The 21,745-nt window shown below is 63.8% G+C and carries 17 protein-coding genes; 10 read left to right on the forward strand and 7 right to left on the reverse strand.

Annotated elements, in window-relative coordinates; translation table 11 throughout:
* Positions 1 to 78: 78 nt before the first annotated feature.
* Positions 79 to 3,885, reverse strand: coding sequence for a multifunctional oxoglutarate decarboxylase/oxoglutarate dehydrogenase thiamine pyrophosphate-binding subunit/dihydrolipoyllysine-residue succinyltransferase subunit (locus NFJ07_RS03105; RefSeq protein ID WP_269992430.1), 3,807 nt, complete (start codon positions 3,883 to 3,885; stop codon positions 79 to 81).
* 532 nt (positions 3,886 to 4,417) lie between these two features.
* Between NFJ07_RS03105 and NFJ07_RS03110 the strand changes: the two genes are divergently transcribed.
* The 5 genes from NFJ07_RS03110 (at position 4,418) to NFJ07_RS03130 (ending at position 9,956) form a co-directional block, all read left to right on the forward strand.
* Positions 4,418 to 5,884, forward strand: coding sequence for a hemolysin family protein (locus tag NFJ07_RS03110; RefSeq protein ID WP_269992432.1), 1,467 nt, complete (start codon positions 4,418 to 4,420; stop codon positions 5,882 to 5,884).
* Positions 5,881 to 6,951: a hemolysin family protein gene (locus NFJ07_RS03115; RefSeq protein WP_269992434.1), complete on the forward strand. Its 1,071-nt coding sequence runs from the start codon at positions 5,881 to 5,883 to the stop codon at positions 6,949 to 6,951. The genes NFJ07_RS03110 and NFJ07_RS03115 overlap by 4 nt, the downstream gene beginning before the upstream one ends.
* Positions 6,952 to 7,076: 125 nt before the next feature.
* Positions 7,077 to 8,069: a metal ABC transporter solute-binding protein, Zn/Mn family gene (locus tag NFJ07_RS03120; RefSeq protein ID WP_269992435.1), complete on the forward strand. Its 993-nt coding sequence runs from the start codon at positions 7,077 to 7,079 to the stop codon at positions 8,067 to 8,069.
* 135 nt (positions 8,070 to 8,204) lie between these two features.
* Positions 8,205 to 9,038 (forward strand): metal ABC transporter ATP-binding protein, encoded by an 834-nt coding sequence (locus NFJ07_RS03125; protein ID WP_442865277.1) that lies wholly within the window; start codon positions 8,205 to 8,207, stop codon positions 9,036 to 9,038.
* On the forward strand, positions 9,039 to 9,956 hold the full coding sequence (locus tag NFJ07_RS03130) for a metal ABC transporter permease (RefSeq protein ID WP_269992437.1): 918 nt from the start codon (positions 9,039 to 9,041) through the stop codon (positions 9,954 to 9,956).
* On the opposite strand, the gene NFJ07_RS03135 is transcribed toward NFJ07_RS03130, so the two are convergent.
* Positions 9,953 to 10,435, reverse strand: a complete 483-nt coding sequence (locus tag NFJ07_RS03135) for a Fur family transcriptional regulator (protein WP_269992439.1) — start codon at positions 10,433 to 10,435, stop codon at positions 9,953 to 9,955. The genes NFJ07_RS03130 and NFJ07_RS03135 overlap by 4 nt on opposite strands.
* Before the next feature lie 123 nt (positions 10,436 to 10,558).
* Here NFJ07_RS03135 and NFJ07_RS03140 point away from each other — a divergent pair, with 123 nt between their 5' ends.
* Positions 10,559 to 11,215, forward strand: coding sequence for an MBL fold metallo-hydrolase (locus NFJ07_RS03140; RefSeq protein ID WP_269992440.1), 657 nt, complete (start codon positions 10,559 to 10,561; stop codon positions 11,213 to 11,215).
* Between the two features lie 18 nt (positions 11,216 to 11,233).
* Here the strand turns inward: NFJ07_RS03140 and NFJ07_RS03145 are convergent, their stop codons facing one another.
* Complete coding sequence (locus NFJ07_RS03145; protein WP_269992442.1) at positions 11,234 to 12,322, reverse strand: PLP-dependent cysteine synthase family protein; 1,089 nt, start codon at positions 12,320 to 12,322, stop codon at positions 11,234 to 11,236.
* A 114-nt stretch (positions 12,323 to 12,436) separates the two neighbouring features.
* On the opposite strand from NFJ07_RS03145, the gene NFJ07_RS03150 reads away from it, so the two are divergent.
* The 3 genes from NFJ07_RS03150 (at position 12,437) to NFJ07_RS03160 (ending at position 14,984) form a co-directional block, all read left to right on the forward strand.
* The gene (locus NFJ07_RS03150; RefSeq protein ID WP_269992443.1) at positions 12,437 to 13,291 is read left to right on the forward strand and encodes a sulfurtransferase; all 855 of its coding nucleotides are present in this window, start codon (positions 12,437 to 12,439) and stop codon (positions 13,289 to 13,291) included.
* A 77-nt stretch (positions 13,292 to 13,368) separates the two neighbouring features.
* On the forward strand, positions 13,369 to 14,559 hold the full coding sequence (locus tag NFJ07_RS03155) for an NAD(P)-dependent alcohol dehydrogenase (RefSeq protein ID WP_269992445.1): 1,191 nt from the start codon (positions 13,369 to 13,371) through the stop codon (positions 14,557 to 14,559).
* Positions 14,556 to 14,984, forward strand: a complete 429-nt coding sequence (locus NFJ07_RS03160; RefSeq protein WP_269992446.1) for an HIT family protein — start codon at positions 14,556 to 14,558, stop codon at positions 14,982 to 14,984. The genes NFJ07_RS03155 and NFJ07_RS03160 overlap by 4 nt, the downstream gene beginning before the upstream one ends.
* Positions 14,985 to 15,124: 140 nt before the next feature.
* Here NFJ07_RS03160 and hrpA read toward each other — a convergent pair whose 3' ends face one another.
* From hrpA to NFJ07_RS03175, 3 genes are read right to left on the reverse strand one after another with little or no spacing between them, the layout of a single operon-like run.
* On the reverse strand, positions 15,125 to 19,114 hold the full coding sequence (hrpA, locus tag NFJ07_RS03165) for an ATP-dependent RNA helicase HrpA (protein WP_269992447.1): 3,990 nt from the start codon (positions 19,112 to 19,114) through the stop codon (positions 15,125 to 15,127).
* A 13-nt stretch (positions 19,115 to 19,127) separates the two neighbouring features.
* Complete coding sequence (locus NFJ07_RS03170) at positions 19,128 to 20,114, reverse strand: helix-turn-helix transcriptional regulator (protein WP_269992449.1); 987 nt, start codon at positions 20,112 to 20,114, stop codon at positions 19,128 to 19,130.
* Between the two features lie 60 nt (positions 20,115 to 20,174).
* On the reverse strand, positions 20,175 to 20,342 hold the full coding sequence (locus NFJ07_RS03175) for a hypothetical protein (protein ID WP_269992450.1): 168 nt from the start codon (positions 20,340 to 20,342) through the stop codon (positions 20,175 to 20,177).
* An 81-nt stretch (positions 20,343 to 20,423) separates the two neighbouring features.
* Between NFJ07_RS03175 and NFJ07_RS03180 the strand changes: the two genes are divergently transcribed.
* On the forward strand, positions 20,424 to 21,392 hold the full coding sequence (locus NFJ07_RS03180) for a GlxA family transcriptional regulator (protein ID WP_269992452.1): 969 nt from the start codon (positions 20,424 to 20,426) through the stop codon (positions 21,390 to 21,392).
* Here the strand turns inward: NFJ07_RS03180 and NFJ07_RS03185 are convergent.
* Complete coding sequence (locus tag NFJ07_RS03185; protein ID WP_269992454.1) at positions 21,389 to 21,712, reverse strand: protealysin inhibitor emfourin; 324 nt, start codon at positions 21,710 to 21,712, stop codon at positions 21,389 to 21,391. The genes NFJ07_RS03180 and NFJ07_RS03185 overlap by 4 nt on opposite strands.
* Positions 21,713 to 21,745 lie beyond the last annotated feature (33 nt).

Genomic DNA, 21,745 nt, shown 5'->3' on the forward strand with positions numbered 1-21,745 from the left:
ACTTGTTCCATTAAACAGAACTGCCCGGCTGGAAGCGGGTATTGAACCTCCAGCCGGGCAGCCTTCTTATATTAGGGTCTACTTGCGTTCGAATGCCTGCTTGAGCAACGTGGCCTGCTCAGCGCTGTGGCGCTTCATGGAACCGGCCGCCGTGGAGGCCGATGCCGGACGCGAAACGAGCCGGACCTTACGGTCCAGTGCCTGCGGCAAGTTCAAGCCGATGAACGGCCACGGACCCTGGTTGGCGGGTTCGTCCTGCGCCCAGACGATGTCGGCGTTCGGGTACTTTGCCAGTTCCGCCTCGATCTGGGCCTGGGGCAAGGGGTAAAGCTGCTCCAGGCGGATGATTGCCGTCGAGGTGTCGCCGGTCTTCTGGCGGTTCGACAGGAGATCGTAGTAGAGACGGCCGGAAACCAGGATCACGCGATCGACGCTCTGGGCCTGAAGGGGCTCGTGCTCGCCGATGACCGGCTTGAAGCCGCCTGTGGTGAAGTCCTCCACCGCAGAAGCCGCACCCTTGAGGCGCAAAAGCTGCTTCGGGGTGAAGACGATGAGCGGCTTGCGCGGACGGCTGTAGGCCTGCCGGCGCAGCAAGTGGAAGTGCGAGGCGGCCGTGGTGGGGTTCGCCACGATCATGTTGTCCTCGGCACAAAGCTGCAGGAAGCGCTCGATGCGCGCAGACGAGTGGTCCGGCCCCTGTCCTTCGTAACCGTGGGGCAGCATCAGCACGAGGGAGGAACGCTGGCCCCACTTCTGTTCGGCCGAGGAGATGAATTCATCGATGATGGTTTGTGCACCGTTGACGAAGTCACCGAACTGGGCTTCCCACAAGACCAAGGCATCCGGGCGTTCCACGGAGTAACCGTATTCGAAGCCCATGGCTGCGTATTCGGACAACAAGGAGTCGTAGATCCACAGCTTGGCCTGCTCGTCGCTCAGGTTGCCCAGCGGCATCCATTCGCTGCCGTTGGCGCGGTCGTGGAAGACGGCGTGACGCTGCACGAACGTCCCACGGCGGGAGTCCTGGCCGGCAAGGCGGACGGGTACGCCCTCCATGACGAGCGAACCGAAGGCAGCGATCTCGCCGAAGCCCCAGTCGATGCCGCCTTCGCGGGACATCTGCTCGCGCTTCTCAAGGAGCTGCTTGAGCTTGGAGTGGACCGTGAAGCCTTCCGGAATATCGAGGTGCGCCTGGCCGATCCTCTGGAGCATTTCGGCTGAAATGGCGGTGGTGGCCGGCGCGTTGGTGCCGAAGTCCGCCTGCTGGGCAATGGGACGCTCGATATCCGAAACCGCGGCGGAGTCCGCCGTGATGATCGGGATAGGCGAAGTCTGCGCGGCGTGGGTCTCCGCGAAGACGCGCTCGAGGCGTTCCTGGTAGTCGCGAAGCAACTGTTCGGCTTCGTCCTCGGTGATGTCCCCACGGCCGATGAGGGATTCCGTGTAGAGCTTGCGGACGGAGCGCTTGGCTTCGATCAGGTTGTACATGAGCGGCTGTGTCATCGAGGGGTCATCGCCCTCGTTGTGTCCACGGCGGCGGTAGCACACCATATCCACAATGACGTCCTTGTGGAAGCGCTGGCGGAACTCGTACGCCAACTGTGCGATGCGCACTACGGCCTCGGGGTCGTCACCGTTCACATGGAAGACCGGGGCCTGGATCATCTTGGCCACGTCGGTGGAGTACGTCGAGGAACGCGACGACGACGGTGCGGTGGTGAAGCCGACCTGGTTGTTCACGATGATGTGGATGGTTCCACCGGTACGGTAACCACGCAGCTGGGACAAGTTGAGCGTTTCCGCCACAACGCCCTGGCCGGCAAAGGCAGCATCGCCGTGAACCATGATGGGCAACACGGGGAACGCCTCGCCCTGGTCCAGCCGGTCCTGCTTCGCCCGGACAATGCCTTCAAGCACGGAGTCCACCGCTTCAAGGTGGGAAGGGTTGGCGGCGAGGTAGACCTTGGTCTCATTGCCGTTGTCCGACGTGAACGTGCCCTCGGTGCCGAGGTGGTACTTGACGTCGCCCGAGCCCTGCACGGAGCGGGGGTCCTGGGTGCCTTCGAACTCGCGGAACACCTGGGCGTAAGTCTTGCCCGCGATGTTGGTGAGCACATTGAGGCGGCCACGGTGGGCCATGCCGATCGCCACTTCGTCGAGTCCGTCGTCGGCGGCGTCGGAAATGATGGTGTCCAGCAGCGGAATCAGGGATTCTCCGCCTTCGAGGGAGAAGCGCTTCTGGCCCACGAACTTGGTCTGCAGGAAGGTTTCGAAGGCCTCTGCAGCATTGAGCTTGGAAACGATGCGCAGCTGCTCTTCGCGGCTCGGCTTGGAATAGGGGTGCTCCACCTGGTCCTGGAACCACTTGCGTTCTTCAGGCTCCTGGATGTGCATGTACTCAATGCCCGTGGTGCGGCAGTAGGCGTCTCGGAGGACGCCCAGGATGTCGCGGAACTTGAGCATCGGCCTGCCGCCGAAACCGCCGGTGGGCCACTCGCGGTCCAGGTCCCACAAGGTGAGGCCATACGTCAGGACGTCGAGGTCCGGGTGCTTGCGCTGGACGTACTCAAGGGGGTTCGTGTCCGCCATGAGGTGGCCACGGACCCGGTAGGAGTGGATCAGCTGCTGAATCCGGGCGACCTTGTTGATCTCGTCAGCGGGGTCGACCTGAAGGTCGGGGCTCCAACGGACGGGCTCGTAGGGAATGCGCAGCGCTTCGAAGATCTCGTCGTAGAAGTTCTGGGCACCCAGGAGGAGCTGGTGGACGAGCTTGAGGAACTCGCCGCTTCCGGCGCCTTGGATGACGCGGTGATCGTAGGTGGACGTCAGCGTGAGGATCTTGCTGATGGCGTTCTGGGCGATGATCTTCTCGCTGGCGCCTTGCCATTCAGCCGGGTAGTCGAGCGCTCCAACGCCGATGATGGCGGCCTGGCCCTTGGACAGGCGGGGCACGGAGTGCACGGTACCGATGCCGCCCGGGTTTGTCAGGGAGACAGTGGTGCCCGCGTGGTCGTCCGCCGTGAGCTTGCCGTTGCGCGCGCGCTTGATGAGGTCTTCGTAGGTGTGCCAGAACTCCGCGAAGTTCATGGTCTCGGCCTTCTTGATGTTGGGGACCATCAGGAGGCGCGTGCCATCGGGCTTGGGCATGTCAATGGCGATGCCGAAGTTGACGTGTGCGGGCTGCACGGCAACGGGCTTGCCGTCTACTTCGTCGTAGTACACGTTCATCGACGGGAACTGGGACAGGGCGCGAATCACTGCGTAGCCAATGAGGTGGGTGAAGGAAACCTTGCCGCCACGGGCGCGGGCAAGGTTGGAATTGATGACAACGCGGTTGTCGATCAGGAGCTTGGCGGGAACGGCCCTGACGCTCGTGGCGGTAGGAACTTCAAGGCTCAGGACCATGTTGGAAGCAATGGCCTTGGCCGGACCGCGGAGAACGGAGACGACGTCCTCTTCCGGGGGGGTGGGAGCCTTGGTGCTCTTGGGAAGCTGTGCCGGGATCGGCTGGGACTGGCTGCCGTCGGATGGCTTCTGCGCGCCGTCCTTGGCGACAGTGGCCGGAGCCTTCTTGACCGGTGCCGCGGGAGCAGCCGGCGCAGGTGCGGCAGGGGCAGCTGCCGGGGCAACCACGGGCGCAACCGGCGTCATTGCCGTTGCTGCCGCCTGTGCCACGACAGGAATTTCACGAGTTGGGGGATTGGCAGGGGCTGCGGATGTTCCGTTGGAAGAAGTGCCGTCAGCGGTGTCGAAGGACTCGAAAAGCGGCCACCACTTGGCGTCGACCGAATTCTTGTCCTGCTGGTACCGCTCGTACAGTTCGTCAACGAGCCACTCGTTTCCGCCAAATTCCTCGGGTAGACGGTGGCTTGGCTGCTCTGGCACTTGAAATACGCCTCTTCCATGAGTGTTGATTTCCAGCTGGCCCGGGGAACTGCAGGAGGTGCAAAGGCGAGCCAGGGTCCGGGTCCCGCGAACTCAGACCCTAGCCAGTCTAGTGACGAGCGGAGGCTATCTGCCAATAGTGGTGACCTAAATCATGCCAATCGCGATATGGCTCGGCTTCCGCGCCCTGAGAGGGCCCTTCTTTCCCGGGTTTTTCCTACTGTCTGATGCGTCGCGGACCTTGCCTCGGCCGGTGAAGTCGCGCCGCGGCCGGACTGTAGACTTGAATTCTTATGGACAGTAATTCTAGGTGCCGGCCTGGGAGCTGCAGGGGAAGCCGTTCGGCAATCTCCGCGCAACGCACCCACAGAGCCGGCAATGCCCGTACAGATGCCCATCGCACCCCGGAGCTCCAGGCCGGCCGGTCGGCGGATCATACGTCCGCTGCGTCCGACCAACCCCCGCCGGGTCAATCTGCCCTTAGTCTTCCTGGGGCCGTTCTCCAGCAGTTCGCCCCATCCGGCGGCCTCTGATGGAGTGGCTTTTGCTTTTCGCCGGCGTGCTCCTGATTCTGGGCACTGGCTTCTTCGTCGCCGTCGAGTTCTCGCTCGTGGCGCTGGACCAGTCAACAGTCCAAAGAGCGGTCGACGGCGGAGACCACGCCGCCGCGGCGTTGCTCAAATGCCTGAAATCCCTTTCTACCCAGCTCTCAAGCTGCCAATTGGGAATCACCCTCACTACCTTGTTGACCGGCTTCGTCATGGAGCCTTCGGTTGGCTCCCTATTGCACGGACCGCTGCTCTGGGCCGGGCTGCCCGAGGCTGCTGCGCAGTCCTTGTCGCTCATCCTGGCCATGACCTTCGCCACCGTCTTGTCGATGCTGATCGGCGAACTCGTCCCCAAGAACATGGCCATAGCCTTGGCGTTTCCGCTGGGCCGGGCATTGGCCCGCCCGCAACTGATGTTCACAGCCGTGTTCAAGCCCGCAATCGTGGTGCTCAATGGCTTCTCCAACAAGATGCTCAACCTCGTGGGACTGGAGGCCAAGGAAGAGATCTCGGGCGCCCGCTCGCCTTCTGAACTGGCCTCACTGGTGCGCCGTTCGGCAGAGCTTGGAACCCTCGACGCCGGGACGGCCAACTTTGTTGCCCGAACACTGAACTTCTCGGCCCGCACGGCAGCCGACGTCATGACCCCGCGCATCCGCATGGAAACCATCGACGCCGATCAGCCGGTATCAGACATCATCGAGGCGGCCCGGCGGACCGGATATTCGCGCTTCCCGGTCATCGGCGAATCGGCCGATGACATCCGGGGCGTGGTGCACATCAAGAAAGCCGTGTCCGTCCCGTCGGAACGCAGGAGCCGGCTGGAGGCCGGAGCCATCATGTCCGAGGTCCTGAGCGTTCCCGAGACCATCCACCTCGACGCCTTGCTTTTGGAACTCCGCGAGGGCAACCTGCAACTCGCCGTCGTGCTCGATGAGTACGGCGGAACCGCGGGAATCGCGACCCTTGAGGACCTCGTGGAGGAAATCGTCGGCGAAGTGGCGGATGAGCATGACAAGGTCCGGCCCGGATTGCTGCAGAGCGCCTCGGGGGATTGGTACTTCCCCGGGCTATTGCGACCGGACGAGGTCAGCGAACAGATCCCGGGCCTGACGGTCCCCGACGACCCCGCTTACGAAACCGTGGGTGGTTACGTCATGAGCCAACTGGGGCGGATCGCGATGGTCGGCGACATCGTCGAGGCCGGGGGCGGCACCCTGGCCGTCACCCGAATGGACGGCCGCCGCATCGACCGCATTTGCTTCCACCCGACAGCGCCCGACGCCCCCGATGATGGTGCCGACGATGAAGGCGCGGCAGAAAGCGATTCGAGCGGATGGCAGAGCAGGAAGCAAGCCGGCAAGCGGTTGAGTAAGAGCTCCGGCGGCTCGGCAGGCGATGCCGTTGGCAACCCCGTAGCCAAAACCAACCGCAAAGGACGCGCAGCATGAGCGACTGGGCAGGAATCCTGTGGCTCGTAGTCCTGTTGATCGCCAACGCCTTCTTTGTCGGCGCCGAATTTGCCGTGATGTCCGCGCGCCGCAGCCAGATTGAGCCTTTGGCCCAAAGGGGTTCGAAGCGCGCGCAGACCACCCTGTACGCGATGGAACACGTCTCGCTGATGCTTGCGTGTGCCCAGCTCGGCATTACCGTGTGTTCCTTGCTGATTCTCCTGGTGGCCGAGCCGGCCATCCACCATTTGCTGGGAGCGCCGCTGGAGTCCGTGGGCGTCCCGGTTGAATTTGCGGACGTCATCGCTTTTGCGGTTGCGCTGTTGGCGGTCACCTTCCTCCATGTGACCTTTGGCGAGATGGTCCCCAAGAACATCTCGGTTTCCGTGGCAGACAAAGCGGCCTTGCTGCTGGCGCCTCCGCTCGTCCATATTGCCCGGTTCGTGAAGCCCGTTATCTGGACGCTGAACTCCTTGGCCAACCACATCCTTCGCCTGATGAAGATCGAACCGAAGGACGAGGTGACTTCCTCCTTCACGCTCGAAGAAGTGCAGTCGATCGTCCAGGAATCGACCCGCCACGGACTGGTGGACGACGACGCCGGCCTGCTGAGCGGCGCGTTGGAGTTTTCCGAGCACACCGCGGCGCACATCATGGTGCCGCTGGACAAGCTCGTAACGCTCAAGCCTGGTTCTACGCCGCGGCAACTGGAGAAAGCGGTCAGCCGCACCGGTTACTCCCGTTTCCCCGTGTTGGACGACGACGGCGAGTTGACCGGTTACCTGCACATCAAGGATGTGCTTTCCATCCCCGAGGAAGGACGCCGCTATCCGATTGCGGAAAGCCGGATCCGGTCCCTCGTGAACCTCGCACCCGAGGACGAGATTGAAGATGCCATGTCCGTGATGCAGCGGACCGGCTCGCACCTCGGCCGGGTTGTGGGGACAGGCGGCGCGACTCTGGGCGTGTTGTTCCTGGAGGACGTTATCGAGCAGCTTGTGGGCGAGATCCGTGACGCCACCCAGGCCAGGGGAATCCGACGGCTGGGCGGACACGAGTCAGCGTAAACTCTTGCTGGCCCCCGAGGGGGTCAGCAAGGGCCACTCGGAATTCTAAATAGGAATCATTCCCATTTAGGGCTACACTCGTTGAGTCCCCTGTTGTGCTTGATTCGGTAGATCCGAGGTTTCCCGTGCGTCGTACCGCCGCCCGCCTTTCCCCTGTCGCCCGCCTTTCCCGTGCCGCGCGTCTTTCACTTGTCACGCTGCCTTCCGCGTGCGCGGCAGTCGCCGTCCTGCTTTCCGCATGCGCGGCACCCGCCGCGACCGCGCCGTCGTCGTCCTCCGGGGTGATCGACGTGGTGGCCTCCACCAGCGTGTATGGCGACATCGCCAAGAGCGTCGGCGGTGACAAGGTGTCTGTCACCTCCATCATCAGCAAGACCAGCCAGGATCCGCACTCCTACGAGGCAAGCACCCAGGACAAGCTGGCCGTCTCCAAGGCCCAACTGGTGATCGACAATGGTGCGGGCTACGACGACTTCTTCAGCAAGCTAGCCGATGACAGCAAGGTGGCGGCGGACAAGACCATCACCGCCGTCAATGTTTCCGGGCTCCTTCCGGCGGCGACGAGCAGCGCATCACCGGCAGCAGTGCCGGAAGGGTTCAACGAGCATGTCTGGTACAACTTCGACGCGATGGCGAAAGTGGCCGACGCCGTAGCTGCGAAGCTCGGAACCCTGAACCCTGCCGATGCCAAGACCTTTTCTGCCAACGCCGACAAGTTCAAGTCCTCGCTGACCGGACTCAGCGCCAAAGTCGCTGAGATCAAAGCTTCCAAGAGTTCCGCTCCAGTAGCCATCACCGAACCCGTCCCGGGCTATCTGCTTGAAGCTGCCGGCCTGGAGAACAAGACGCCTGAAGAATTCAGCCACGCCATTGAGGTCGGCTCGGACGTTCCACCGGCAGCAGTCAAGGAAACGAGCGATCTGATTACCTCGAAGTCCGTTCGCTTCCTGGCGTACAACGAGCAGACCGCGAGCGCCGAGACGGAAAAGCTGAAGGCCGCGGCAACGGCCGCTGGTGTTCCGGTTATCGGTTTCACCGAGACACTTCCCGAGGGCAAGGACTACGTCGCCTGGATGACGGACAACGTGAACAACGTTGCTGCTGCCCTGAACAAGTAAACGGCCCTCAGCAGTAAAGAACACCAGGCAGCAGAACAGACGGGCCCCGCAATCGTCCTAAGATGTACAGGGCGGCTGCGGGGCCCTCTCTGTTCATCCAAGCGCAGGCCACCAACATATAGCTTCGCGAACCCCATGGATCGAGGAATCTTTTTGACACCGGTAGTGAGCCTTCGCGGCGCGGGCCTCCAGTTTGGCCAACGGGCCCTCTGGAAGGACCTCGACGTGGACATCCAGGCGGGTGAGTTCTTCGCAGTGCTCGGCCCCAACGGCAGCGGCAAGACCAGCTTCCTTAAAGTCCTCCTCGGTTTGCAGCGGCTTCACTCGGGGACGGTGACTGTGGCCGGACACCCCGTGGAACGGGGCAGCCGAAAGATCGGCTACGTACCGCAGCAGAAGTCCTTTTCTCCGGATACGCCCTTGCGTGCCAGGGACTTGGTTGCCCTCGGCGTCGACGGCCACCGATGGGGTCTGCGAATCAAGGCCAAAGCCGTCAATGAGCGCGTCGACTCCCTCCTGGACTTGGTGGGGGCGAGTGACTACGCCCGCGTGCCGCTGGGTCAATTGTCCGGCGGGGAGCAACAGCGGCTCCGTGTTGCGCAGGCCCTTGCCGCGGAGCCGGAACTCCTGCTCTGCGACGAACCGCTGCTGTCCTTGGATTTGAATCACCAACAGGCCGTGAGTGCCCTCATCAACCAGCAATGCCACGAGCGGAACAGCGCCGTGGTGTTCGTGACCCACGAGATCAACCCGGTTATCGACTACGTGGACCGCGTCCTCTACCTTGCCGGCGGCAGGTTCCGGGTGGGGACACCGGAGGAGGTCATGACCACCGAGGTCCTCTCCGAGCTTTACAACAGCCGCGTGGAGGTCATTCGCGCGAACGGCAGGATCGTGGTCGTCGGGCTTCCGGACGCCACTACCCACTACCACGATGACGCCCACGCCGGTGTGGAGGAAGGTCACTAAATGGATTTCGGCAGCATCCTGCACACCATCTTCAACTTTGAAAACTACGGCGAATTGCTGGCGCTGGTCCAGAATTCCATCTGGGCCGGGGCGGTACTCGGCCTGCTCGGCGGACTCATAGGCACCTTTGTGATGAAGCGGGACCTCGCTTTCGCGGTGCACGGCATTTCGGAGTTGTCCTTCGCCGGTGCCTCCTTCGCCCTGCTCATCGGGGCGGACATCATTTTTGGTTCTCTCGCGGGATCCGTCGCGGCTGCGCTGCTTCTGGGACTCATGGGCGTCCGGGCGCGGGACAAGAACTCGATCATTGGCGTCATCATGCCGTTCGGGCTGGGCCTGGGCATCTTGTTCCTGGCCCTCTACCAGGGCCGGGCGGCCAACAAGTTCGGGCTTCTGACCGGCCAGATCGTTTCGGTGGACACTGTTCAGCTCCAGGTCCTGGCAGGCACGGCCGTGGTGGTCATGCTCGCACTGGCCGCAATATGGCGCCCGCTCAGCTTCGCCAGCGTGGACCCCGAGATGGCGGAAGCCAGGGGAGTGCCTGTCCGTGGCTTGGCGATTGCCTTCATGGTGTTGCTCGGCGTCAGCGTTGCCCTGTCCATCCAGATAGTTGGCGCGCTTCTGGTGCTGGCCTTGCTGATCACGCCCGCGGCTGCTGCCCTGCGGGTGACCACTTCGCCGCGGCTCGTGGTCTTGTGGAGCGTGCTCTTTGCGATCACTGCCACTGTGGGCGGCATCCTCCTGGCGCTCGGCAGCAGGATTCCGATCAGCCCGTATGTCACCACATTGTCGTTCCTGATCTATGTGGTGTGCCGGATCATCGGCAACGTACGCGCCAAACGGGGAATCAACGGCAGGATAGTGCGTCCCCACGCAGCCATGGGCCAAGCAGTGGAAGACCAGACGGTAGCTGGCTAGAGCTGGCCCGCCGCCTTCTTTGCGGTGCACTCCGGGCAGAGCCCGAAAATCTCCACGGTGTGCGCCACTTCGGTGTAGCCGTTTTCGGCCGCGACCCGGGCTGCCCACGTCTCGACGGCCGGGGCCTCGACCTCGACGGCCTTGCCGCAATTGCGGCACAGCAGATGGTGGTGGTGGCCCGTCACCGCACAGCGGCGGTAGACGGCTTCACCATCGGCATTTCGAAGCACATCGATCAGGCCGTCGTCGGCAAGCGACTGCAGAATGCGGTAAGCCGTGGCCAGGGACACCGACACGCCCTGGTTCTGGAGCAGCCGGTACAGTTCCTGGGTACTCACGAAGTCGTCCAGTTCGTCCAGGGCGGCGCTGACGGCCAGGCGTTGCTTGGTGACGCGCTGCTCCTTGACGGCGGAATCCTTCGCAGCCGGAAGCGGCTGGGCTGCCGGCCCGGACGTGGCGGCGTTGGCGCCCTGTGACATTCGTGGACTCATTTCGATATGGATGTTCGCAAACACCAAGGTTACCAGCCGGCCATGCTTGGAGACCGGCTTGTGCACACCGGTTCATGGACACCATTGGAGGCTCGCCCCTAGGCTGGCTGCATGAAGCTCACCAAGTTCACCCATGCTTGTGTCCGCCTGCAAAAGGACAACCAGGTCCTCGTGATCGACCCCGGGACCTTTTCGGAGTCCGAGGAAGCCCTTGCAGGCGCCCACGCGGTGCTGATCACCCACGAGCACGCGGACCATGTGGACGCCGACGCCGTCGTCGAAGCCCTCAAGGGAAACCCCGGACTGCAGGTGCACGCACCCTCGGGGGTCGCTTCCCAGCTGGCCGCGAAGGCGGGCGACGACGGCGGCCGGGTACACGCCGTCGAACCCGGCACATCCTTTGAAGCCGGGGGCTTCGCGATACGTTCCTTCGGAGGGCAGCATGCCCTCATCCACCCGCAGATTCCGGTAGTGGCCAACATTGGCTACCTTGTGGACGAAAACGTCTTCCACCCGGGGGACTCGTTCGTTGTTCCTGATGGCATTGACGTACAAACCCTGCTGGTGCCCATTCACGCGCCTTGGTCAAAGGTGGGCGAGGTGGTTGACTTCGTGATCGCGGTCCGCGCACCGAAGGCCTACCCGGTCCACGATGGGCTGCTCAACGAACTCGGACGCGGATTGGTGGAAGGCCACGTGACCCGGATCGGTGCGAAGTACGGTACCAGCTATGCGAGGTTGTCGCCGCGGGAATCGGTGGAGGTCTAGCTCAGTCCGCCGCGCCGTCTACATGCTGCTTGGCCACGTGCCCGTCTCGAAGAAGTCGGTCAGCACGGCCTCGTACGGGGCGGGGTCCAGGCCGCGCTCGGCGATCCAGTCCGGGTTGTAGTAGCTTCCCGCGTAGCGATCGCCGGCGTCGCACATGAGTGACACAATACTGCCTCGCTTTCCCTGGGCCACCATCTCGGAAACCAGTTGGCAAACACCCCAAAGATTGGTTCCTGTGGAGGGCCCGGCGTGCAGCCCGGCCAACCGGCGCAGCTGCCGCATGGCGGCCACCGAGGCGGCATCGGGAACCTGGATCATGGTGTCGATGACTGCCGGGACAAAGCTGGGTTCCATGCGCGGCCGTCCGATGCCTTCGATCCTGGACGGCATGCCCGTGGAGTAGTCCGATACGCCGTCGCGCCAGCCGGGATAGAACGCGGAGTTTTCGGGATCGACCACGGCCAGCCGGGTCGCGTGGCAGTGGTACCGCAAGTACCGGCCGATCGTGGCGCTGGTTCCGCCGGTGCCGGCGCCCACCACGATCCATTCGGGCACAGGATGCTCTTCGAGGGCGAGCTGTTCGAAGATCGATTCCGCGATGTTGTTGTTGCCCCGCCAGTCCGTAGCGCGCTCAGCAAAGGTGAATTGGTCCATGTAGTAACCGCCGGACGTCCGCGCAACGTCCTCTGCCATTGCATAGACCTCCGAGGCGTGGTCCACCAGGAGGCAGGCGCCGCCGAACTCTTCGATGAGGGCGATCTTTTCCGGGCTGGTGGTTCGGGTCATCACGGCGATGAACGGAAGCCCGATCAGCCTGGCGAAGTATGCCTCGGACACCGCGGTGCTCCCGCTGGAAGCCTCCACGATGGTGGTCCCTTCCGTGATCCAGCCGTTGACCAGGCCGTAGAGGAAGAGCGACCGGGCCAAGCGATGCTTGAGGCTGCCCGAGCGGTGTGTGGACTCGTCCTTGAGGTAGAGCTGGACACCCCAGTGTTCGGGGAGCGGCACCGCGTAGAGGTGCGTGTCCGCCGAGCGGTTGTTCTCGGCTTCGATGCGTCGGATTGCTTCGCTGGCCCATGCCCGGTCCTGGTTGCGTAGAGTGCTCACCGATCCAGCCTACCGGCGGAGGCTGCCGCCCAAGGATAGGCTGGAGCCGGTTGGCAGCTGCACGGCAGCAGCTTGGTAGTCGCTTGGTAGGCGCAGCAAAACGAAGGAGATTTGATGGCCACGATCATGAACGTCACCTCGCTTAAGGACCGCATGGATGCGGGCAAGCGGACTGTGTTGCTCGACGTTCGGTGGGTGTTGGGCGATCCGCACGGCCATTCGCACTTCCGCCAAGCCCACATTCCAGGCGCAGTCTATGTGGACTTGCATCACGAACTCGCCGATCCCTCGGCCGAGGGCCAGGGCAGGCACCCGTTGCCGCCCACCGCGGCGCTGCAGCGGAGCGCCCGTGCCTGGGGAATCAACGACGGCGACACCGTGGTTGCCTACGACGACAGCGGAAGCACCGCGGCGGCCCGGTTGTGGTGGCTGCTACGGGACGCCGGTTTCCATTCCGTCTTCCTGCTCGACGGCGGATTGGGCGCTTGGCGCGCCGCCGGCTACCCGTTGGCGCAGGACGAGCAAGCGCCGGTTCCGGGCGACGTGGTGCTTGGGCACGGCCACATGGATGCGATCAGCATGGACGAGGCAGCGGACTGGCACGGCCGTGGAATCCTTCTCGATGCCCGGGCGGGGGAGCGCTACCGCGGCGAATTCGAACCCATTGATCCCCGCGCGGGACACATTCCCGGCGCGCTGAGCGCCCCCACCAGCGGAAACCTCGGACCGGACGGTACCTTCCTCCGCGCAGCCCAGCTCCGCAATAGATTTGCTGCCCTGGGCATCGACGAGGGCAGCAAGGTAGCGGTCTACTGCGGCTCCGGGGTGACGGCAGCCCACGAAATCGCCGCCCTCGAAATCGCCGGATTCAGAGCGGCCCTCTTCCCGGGCTCCTTTTCGCAGTGGTCCTCGCTCGACTCCAACCCGGTGGCCACCGGAGCAGCGCCCCTGGGTACTCCGGGTCAGTGAGCCTTGGCCGCAGTGAAGCCGGAGGAGGTGGCGGCGCAGAGTGGCAAAAAATCCGCCCGCAGGGGTAGCGTCGAAGCATGACTCCCGGACGCCCCGTTCCTCCGCCCCTTGGCAAGCCGCTCGTCTTGAGTGACGAGACAGCGGACGCCGCACCCGCCACCCCATCAACACCCGCGGCCGCGCAGGGCACGCCGACACTCGCGGCCGCATACGGCGCCACTTCCGCGGACAGCGGTCTTGTCCCGCTGACCGTGGCCCGCCGCGCTCCCAAGGAAGACGACGTCGAGATCGAGATCGATTTCTGCGGCCTCTGCCACTCCGACGTCCACGCGACACGGGGCGAATGGGGGACCCAGAACTATCCGCTCGTCCCGGGCCACGAAATCGTGGGCCGGGTCCGCAGCGTGGGCTCCGCCGTCGACGACTTCGCACTGGGAGACGTAGTGGGCGTCGGCTGCCTGGTGGATTCCTGCCGCGAGTGCGACAGCTGCCTCGAAGGGCTGGAGCAATATTGCGAACGCGGAAACGTGGGCACCTATGGGGTGAAGGACGCCCGGAACGGCGACTCCATCACCCAGGGCGGTTACTCCACCTCGGTAGTGGTTGACCGCCGCTTCGTGCTGCGCGTGCCGGAGGGCCTTGATCCGGCCGCGGTGGCGCCATTGCTGTGCGCGGGCATCACTACCTACTCTCCGCTGCGCTACTTCGACGTCGAGGAAGGGGACGTGGTGGGCGTCGTCGGACTCGGCGGACTAGGCCACATGGCGGTAAAGATTGCGAAGGCCATGGGGGCGCAGGTAGTGGTCTTTACCACCTCGGACGCCAAGATGGAGGCGGCAATAGAGCTCGGTGCCGACGACGTGATCCTCTCGAAGGACCCCGAGGCCATGGAAGGCGCCAACCGCACCATCGACGTCATTATCGACACCGTCGCGGCGCCCCATGACCTGAACCCATATTTCCGCACCCTGCGACTGAACGGCGCCCTCTTCCAATTGGGACTGCCTTCCACCGACATGCCTCCGGTCAGTCCCGGCGCGCTGATCCGACGCCGGCTCTCGTACGCAGGCTCGTTGATCGGCGGCATTGCCGAGACCCAGGAAATGCTGGACTTCTGTGCCGAGCACGGCGTCGTCAGCGATGTCGAAGTCGTCACTGCCCGGCAACTCAATGAAGCCTACGACCGCATGGTTGCCGGCGACGTCAAATACCGTTTCGTCCTCGATACCAAGACCCTTCAGCCCGCTTCGGAAAAGGCAGACGTATGAGCACCCTGTTTACCAAGATCATCAACGGCGAGATTCCCGGACGTTTTGTCTGGAAGGACGACGACGTGGTGGCCTTCCTGACCATCGCGCCGCTTACCGACGGCCACACGCTTGTGGTGCCGCGCAAAGAGGTGGACCGCTGGACTGACGTCCCCCCTGAGCTCCTCAACAAGGTCATGTCCGTCGCGCAGACAATCGGCAAGGCACAAGTGAAGGCGTTCGGCGCACCACGGGCAGGACTGTCCGTGGTGGGCTTCGAAGTGGAGCACTTCCACGTGCACGTCTTCCCGGCAACGTCCCTGGCCGATTTCGACTTCGGAACCGTAGAGCACAACCCGGACCCTGCCCGGCTCGACGCGAATGCGGCGAAACTCCGCGCCGGCCTCGTCGAGGCCGGCCACAGAGAGTCTGTTCCGGCGGACTGAGGCCTCCCCGGCAACCCGGTTCCGGGGCGACGCTCGCTCACCTTTGGCGGAAAAGCCCGAAACCCTCTTGCATAAGATGTGCAGGAGGGTTTCGGCTTGAGGCCTTATAAGTGAGCGAGCGTCTCAGCCGGGCACCGCGCTTACGCGGGTGCCAGCGCCTGGTTGAGAACCGTCCGGATGCGCTTTTCCGAGACCGAGTAGGCCGTGCCGAGCTCGACGGCGAAAAGGCTCACGCGTAGTTCCTCAATCATCCAGCGCACCCGGGTTAACTCAGCTCCTGCCCGTCGGCCGGGCAGCAGCGCCGAGACGGCGTCGTCGTAGTCGTCTTCCAACGCCTGCACGACCGACATGTTCAGCCCGTCACGCTGGACGTTGTTCGGGAGCTTTTCGAGGCGCTTCTCGATTCCGGCCAAATACCGGGGCAGCTGGCTCAGTTGGGCGTAGCCCGTCCGTGCCACAAACCCGGGGAACACGAGTTGCTCCAGTTGGCTCTTCATGTCATTGAGCGCACTGATCAAGGCGAGGCTCGTGCTGCCCTTGAGTTGCTTCTCGATCCGCCGGGTGCTCCCCAAGACGCGTTCGACGACGGCCGTCACCGTGAAGACGGTGTCGATCAGTTCCGCACGGACCAGCTCGTACAGCGCATCGAACGCCGCCCTGTCCCAAGGAAGTTCGGCCGGAGTCAGCTTGTCGATGGCTGCCAGGACGCAGTCCGCGATCAATGCGCTCACCGAACCGTGGGGGTTCTGGCTGAACGTCAACTTCTCGGTGTTGTTCAAATGTTCCAGGACGTAGCGGTCCGGGGCGGGAACCCGAAGGGCGAGCAGCCGGATAACGCCGCCGCGCATTGCCGACTCTTGCTCCGTCCGGGTCTGGAACACGCGCAACGCAACGGATTTTCCCTCGTCTACGAGAGCGGGGAAACCCGTGACGTCGTGCCCCTTCACCGTGCGCGTCACTTGGCGTTCGATAGCTCCGAAAGTCCACGAGGTGAGTCCGGTTTGCTCGGACAGGAAACCGGCGGCCTGCGGGGTCGCCCCGCCGCTGCCGTTTCCCCTCGGGGACCCGGGACCTCCGGCGGCGGGTGCGCCCTTCGGGCCTTTGGTGCGTGCCGTCGTCGCAGGTGTTGCCCCGAGGGATTCGGCGATGGCCCGGCGGGTAGCCGGGGCTAGCTGCTCCTGGAGCGCGGCAAGGTCCTTGCCTTCGTCGAGCACCTTGCCGCGACTGTCCACTACCTTGAAGCTGACGCGCAGGTGCGCCGGAACGGCGTCCCAATTCCACGATCCCGGAGGAATGATGTGTCCCCGGATACGGCGCAGCACCAGCTCGAGCGAGGCCTCGAGATTGTCCGAGGCAGGATCGAAGTCAGTTTCCAGGGCAGCAGACGCTTGCCGGGCCACATCCGGGGCCGGCACGAAGTTCTTGCGGATGTTTTTTGGCAGCGACTTGATCAAGGCCGTGACGAGCTCCACCCGCTGGCCGGGTATCTGCCATCGGAACGCGGCGTCGTCGAGCTGATTGAGGAACAGCACGGGAACCTCGGCTGTGACACCGTCCGAGGGATTGGGCGGCGAGCCGGGAGCCACGGGATGGAACTCGTAGCTCAGGGGCAGTTCAAAGCCCTTGTGCAGCCAGGTTTTCGGGTAGGCAGAATCATCCAAGGCTTCGGCGTCTTCGCTGATAAGCAGCGATTGATCGAAGTCCAACAAGGTAGGGTCCTGCTGGCGGGCTTCCTTCCACCATTTGTCGAAGTGGCGTTCGGAGACCACGTCCTTGCCGATTCTGGCGTCATAGAACTCGAAAAGCGTGTGGTCGTCCACCAGGATGTCCCGGCGGCGCATCCGCGTCTCGAGTTCCTCGATCTCGTGGAGCAAGGCGCGGTTACGGTGGAAGAATTTGTGGTGGGTCTTCCAGTCGCCCTCCACGAGGGCATGCCGGATGAAGAGTTCGCGGGAGAGCTCGGGGTCGACCCTGCCGTAGTTGATACGGCGGTTCGGGATGATGGGAACCCCGTAGAGCATGACCTTCTCGTGCGCCATGACCGAACCCGTCCGGGTGGACCAGTGAGGCTCACTGTAGGAGCGCTTCACGAGATCCGGTGCAACCTGTTCGGCCCACAAGGGATCGAACTTCGCCGCGACCCGGGCCCAGAGCCGGCTTGTTTCAACCAATTCCGCGGCCATGACAAACGCCGGCGACTTCTTGAACAAAGCCGAGCCCGGGAAGATGGCGAAACGGCTGCCGCGTGCTCCGGCGTATTCGCGCTTGCGTTCATCCAGCATGCCGATGTGGCTCAGCAGTCCCGAGAGCAAGCTGATGTGGATTCCCTCGTTGTTGCCTACGGGGTCGGCCTCGCGCTTGTTGTCGATAGTGATGCCCAGCGGCTTGGCGAGCTGGCGCAATTGCTGGAAGAGGTCTTGCCATTCACGGACGCGCAGGTAGTTGATGAACTCGTTCCTGCACAGCCGGCGGAACTGCGTGGAGGACAGCTCCTGCTGCTTCTCCTGGATGTAGTTCCACAGGTTCAGGAACCCGGTGAAGTCCGAGTTCTCGTCCCGGAAGCGTGCGTGCTTCTCCCCTGCAAGCTGCTGCTTGTCGCTCGGGCGCTCGCGCGGATCCTGGATGGTCAAAGCAGCCGCCAGGATCATGACTTCCTTGACACAGCCGCGCTTCCCTGCCTCCACGATCATTCTGCCGAGCCGAGGGTCCACCGGGAGCTGGGCCAACTTCTGCCCGACGGCGGTTAGGCCGCCGCTCACGAGCGCGTTGCGGCCGTCGACGGCCGGGGGAGCGCCGCCGTCGCCCGTGCGGGCAGCGCTTAAGGCGCCGAGTTCGCGCAACAGCGTGACGCCGTCGTTGATGGCTCGGGAGTCCGGCGGCTCAACAAAGGGGAAGTTCTCGACGTCCTTCGGGCCGCGGGCAACACCCATGGCCGTCATCTGCAGGATGACCGCGGCGAGGTTGGTTCTCAAGATCTCCGGATCAGTGAACTGGGGGCGGGACTCGAAGTCCTCTTCGGAGTAGAGCCGGATGGCGATACCCTCGGAGACACGACCACAGCGGCCGGATCGCTGGCTTGCCGATGCCTGTGAAACACGTTCAATCGGCAGCCGTTGCACCTTCGTGCGGTGCGAGTAGCGCGAGATGCGGGCCGTGCCAGTGTCGACGACGTACTTGATGCCGGGGACCGTCAAGGAAGTTTCCGCGACGTTGGTGGCAAGGATGATCCGCCGCTTGCCGCCCGGGTTGAAAACCCTGTGCTGCTCCTGCAGGCTCAACCGGGCAAACAATGGCAGGACTTCCGTGCCCGCCAATTTGCGGTTGGCTTGGATCCGGCCGTTCAGGGCTTCCGCGGCGTCACGGATCTCGCGCTCGCCGGAGAAGAACACCAAGATGTCGCCGGGAGCCTCAAGGGCGAGCTCGTCGACGGCGTCGCACACGGCGTCGAGGGGATCACGGTCTTCCTCGAGCTCGTCGTCGGACGCGTCCTCATCCTCACCGGAGGCACTGCCACCGGCCGGTTGGGACAGCGGCCGGTAACGGATTTCCACCGGGTAGGTCCGGCCCGAGACCTCGATGATCGGCGCAGGTTCTTCTTCGCTGCCGAAATGCTTGGCAAAACGCTGGGGGTCGATGGTGGCGGAGGTAATGATGACCTTCAGGTCCGGCCTTTGCGGCAGGATCCGCTTGAGGTAGCCCAGGATGAAGTCGATGTTGAGGCTGCGCTCGTGTGCCTCGTCGATGATGATGGCGCTGTACTTCCGCAGCAGCTTGTCCCGCTGGATCTCGGCGAGCAGGATGCCGTCGGTCATCAGCTTGATTTTGGTAGCCCTGCTGACTTCGCCGGTGAAACGGACCTGGAAGCCCACTTCCTGCCCGATCTCCACGCCCATCTCGAAGGCGATGCGTTCGGCAACGGTACGCGCGGCAAGGCGGCGTGGTTGGGTGTGACCGATCAAGCCCTTGTCCCCGAGGCCGAGTTCCAGGCACATCTTCGGGATCTGGGTGGTCTTGCCGGAACCGGTTTCGCCGGCGATGATGGTCACCTGGTTTGCGGCGATGGCCGCCATCAAGTCCTCGCGGCGCTCGGAGACGGGCAGCTCTGCGGGGTAGGAAATATGAAGTGTCATGGCTGCTGACAGTCTACTGTGGCGGCGCGTCGCCTTGCAGTTCGTGGTTCCCTGCGGCTTTTTCCAAACGCCCGGCCATGGTTCGGGCGTACTCCTTGAATTCCTCCGGAGAGATGATCTCAAAGTCCATGTCCAGCGCCGCGAGGTGTGCCGCCGGCTGCGCCAGGCTGTCCCAGCCGGCGCGGAGCAGGGTTGCGTTCCCGCCGTCGTCGCTCAAGCTCGCCAGCTGCGGGCCGACGACGGCGGCCACCTCGCCGATGGGGGCATGGAGGCGCACGACGACGTCGTAGCGGTAAGGCGAACGGGTCACGGAGCGCTGGACGTAGTCCGCGAGGTCCTTGGCCGGCAGGGGGCGCGGCACATACTTTTTCCGTTCAGCCGGCAGTGAAGCGATGCGGTCGGCACGGAACGTGCGCCAGTCTTCCCGGTCCACATCCCAAGCGACCAGGTACCAGCGTCGACCGGTGTCCACCAAGCGGTAGGGCTCCACCAGGCGCCGGCCGGCGTCGCCGTCGGCCTTGACGTAGTCAAAACTGAGTTGTCGCTTGTCCGCAATAGCCGCAGAGACCACCGTGAGCTGCTGGGGGTCTACCGACGCCGCGTTGCTGGGCAAGGTGGTGACCGCGGCCTTGAGCATCGCGAATTTCGGGCGGAGGCGTGAGGGCAGGACCTGCTCAAGCTTGGCAAGGGCGCGAACCGATGCTTCGCCGATACCGGCCACGGGACCCGCCGCCACGGAGTTCAGTCCCAATGCGACTGCGAGTGCTTCATTGTCGTCGAGCAGCAACGGCGGGAGCTGGGCTCCCGCGCCCAGTTGATAGCCGCCGGCTATGCCCGGCGAAGCGTGGATTGGGTAGCCAAGGTTCCGCAGCTTGTCGATGTCGCGCCGCACGGTCCGCTCGGTGACACCCATCCGGTTGGCCAACGCCGGGCCGGTCCATTCACGCCGGACCTGCAGCAAGGACAACAATTGCAGCAGCCTGGCGGACGTCTGGATCATGGCATTGAATCTAGCCCACAATGCGGACAAAAGTCGTCCGTGTTCAGGGACAGGCTGTGGTTAGAACGCGCGCAGCGTCCAGCATGAGTTGTTCGGCAGGTCCCGCGCGGTCCAAGGCTCGGAGCGATCGGGGGGAAGGTGGCCGCGGCCGTCCCGAAGGACTGCTGAGATGGAAGCGGCGGCAGTGATGATGAGGATGATGAATAGCAAAACTCCGATGAATTCCATGACTCCATCGTGTTCCTGATGCACTTCAAGAAACAGTGGCAGAAACGACCCATTTAGACAATTTTCTGCCACACTGGATCTATGTTGAAAACGGTGGCGATCATTGTTGTTCCCAACTTCTCGATCTTCGAATTCGGGACGGCCTACGAGGTCTTCGGCATTGACCGGGCGGGCCGGGGGAGTGGCGTTCCCAGCTTTGACTTCAGGGTCTGCGCTCCTGTCCCGGGAGACGTGAAGATGAAGTCCGGGCTGTCAATGCATGTCGGCCTGGGTCTGGAAGCCGCGGCCGATGCCGACCTGGTCATCATGGCCCCGTACGGACGGGATGAGGACGTCCCGGAGTCTGTGCTGGATGCGCTGCGGGCGGCGCATGAACGGGGTGCCTGGGTCATGTCGATCTGTTCCGGGGCATACGCGCTTGCGCGTGCAGGCCTGCTTGACGGGCGCCGCTGCACCACGCACTGGCACTATTCACAGGACCTGGCCAGCAGGTATCCGAAGATTCACGTGGACGAAAATGTGCTCTACGTCCAGGACGGAACAATCATCTCAAGTGCCGGCACGGCCGCCGGTATTGACGCCTGCCTGCATCTGGTTCGCGTCGAGCTTGGCGCCAACGTTGCTGCTGCCATCGCCCGCGACATGGTGGTTCCGCCGCACCGCGACGGCGGCCAGGCCCAGTTCATCGACCGGCCCATGCCCGCCTGCGGCTCTGCGCCTATGGAGGCGTTGCTGCGGTGGATGGTGGAGAACCTCGAGCACGACCACAGCGTCGGCGAGCTGGCGTCCCGGCTGCACATGTCCGATCGGACCTTCGCACGCCGGTTCCGGGCCGAAACGGGTGCCACCCCGGCGGCGTGGCTCAACTCGCAGCGGGTGCTCCGGGCGCAGGAGCTCCTGGAAACTACTGAGTTGAACATTGACGAGGTTGCACGCGAAGCCGGGTTCGGACATTCCGTGCTGCTGCGGCACCACTTCGCCAAGGTCCTGGACACGAGCCCGCAGTCGTACCGGAGGGCTTTCCGTGGCCAGTTGGCGGAGGTTGGCTAGCGGCGGAGGGTCTCCAGGCCCTCGACCTTGGCGTTCTCGACGAGAGTGTGCCATGGCCCGGTGACATCGGTCTCCGGAAGCGTGGCCCGGTGTTGACCTGCGCGGATCGAATACATGAACCGGTCGGCTTGCCCGGCTGGTTTCCCGGTTGTCTGCGCGGTCGCCTGTCCGCGGGCTTGCGCGCGGGACGGCACCTGGTCCCAAGGGCACGCCTCCACGATCGGCATCCAGCGTTGTTTATCTTCGGAAGTGGCGGCATCCACGGTCCAGACGCGTGTGATCGCGGCGACGCCACCGCTGCGCTGGACGGTGATTTTCATGTTCTGCGGCTTCCACTGCTCTGGAGTGTGTTG

The organism is Arthrobacter sp. B2a2-09 (assembly GCF_027587375.1).
Taxonomy (GTDB): domain Bacteria; phylum Actinomycetota; class Actinomycetes; order Actinomycetales; family Micrococcaceae; genus Arthrobacter.

What these genes read in the sequence shown, in the direction of transcription:
- NFJ07_RS03140 (WP_269992440.1), top strand. Translation starts at nt 10,559, where the DNA reads ATGAAGCTCACCAAGTTCACCCATGCTTGTGTCCGCCTGCAAAAGGAC.
- NFJ07_RS03110 (WP_269992432.1), top strand. Translation starts at nt 4,418, where the DNA reads ATGGAGTGGCTTTTGCTTTTCGCCGGCGTGCTCCTGATTCTGGGCACT.
- NFJ07_RS03160 (WP_269992446.1), top strand. Translation starts at nt 14,556, where the DNA reads ATGAGCACCCTGTTTACCAAGATCATCAACGGCGAGATTCCCGGACGT.
- NFJ07_RS03125 (WP_442865277.1), top strand. Translation starts at nt 8,205, where the DNA reads ATGGATCGAGGAATCTTTTTGACACCGGTAGTGAGCCTTCGCGGCGCG.
- NFJ07_RS03180 (WP_269992452.1), top strand. Translation starts at nt 20,424, where the DNA reads ATGTTGAAAACGGTGGCGATCATTGTTGTTCCCAACTTCTCGATCTTC.
- NFJ07_RS03130 (WP_269992437.1), top strand. Translation starts at nt 9,039, where the DNA reads ATGGATTTCGGCAGCATCCTGCACACCATCTTCAACTTTGAAAACTAC.
- NFJ07_RS03155 (WP_269992445.1), top strand. Translation starts at nt 13,369, where the DNA reads ATGACTCCCGGACGCCCCGTTCCTCCGCCCCTTGGCAAGCCGCTCGTC.
- NFJ07_RS03185 (WP_269992454.1), bottom strand. Translation starts at nt 21,712, where the DNA reads ATGAAAATCACCGTCCAGCGCAGCGGTGGCGTCGCCGCGATCACACGC.
- NFJ07_RS03135 (WP_269992439.1), bottom strand. Translation starts at nt 10,435, where the DNA reads ATGTCACAGGGCGCCAACGCCGCCACGTCCGGGCCGGCAGCCCAGCCG.
- NFJ07_RS03115 (WP_269992434.1), top strand. Translation starts at nt 5,881, where the DNA reads ATGAGCGACTGGGCAGGAATCCTGTGGCTCGTAGTCCTGTTGATCGCC.
- NFJ07_RS03175 (WP_269992450.1), bottom strand. Translation starts at nt 20,342, where the DNA reads ATGGAATTCATCGGAGTTTTGCTATTCATCATCCTCATCATCACTGCC.
- NFJ07_RS03170 (WP_269992449.1), bottom strand. Translation starts at nt 20,114, where the DNA reads ATGATCCAGACGTCCGCCAGGCTGCTGCAATTGTTGTCCTTGCTGCAG.
- hrpA (WP_269992447.1), bottom strand. Translation starts at nt 19,114, where the DNA reads ATGACACTTCATATTTCCTACCCCGCAGAGCTGCCCGTCTCCGAGCGC.
- NFJ07_RS03150 (WP_269992443.1), top strand. Translation starts at nt 12,437, where the DNA reads ATGGCCACGATCATGAACGTCACCTCGCTTAAGGACCGCATGGATGCG.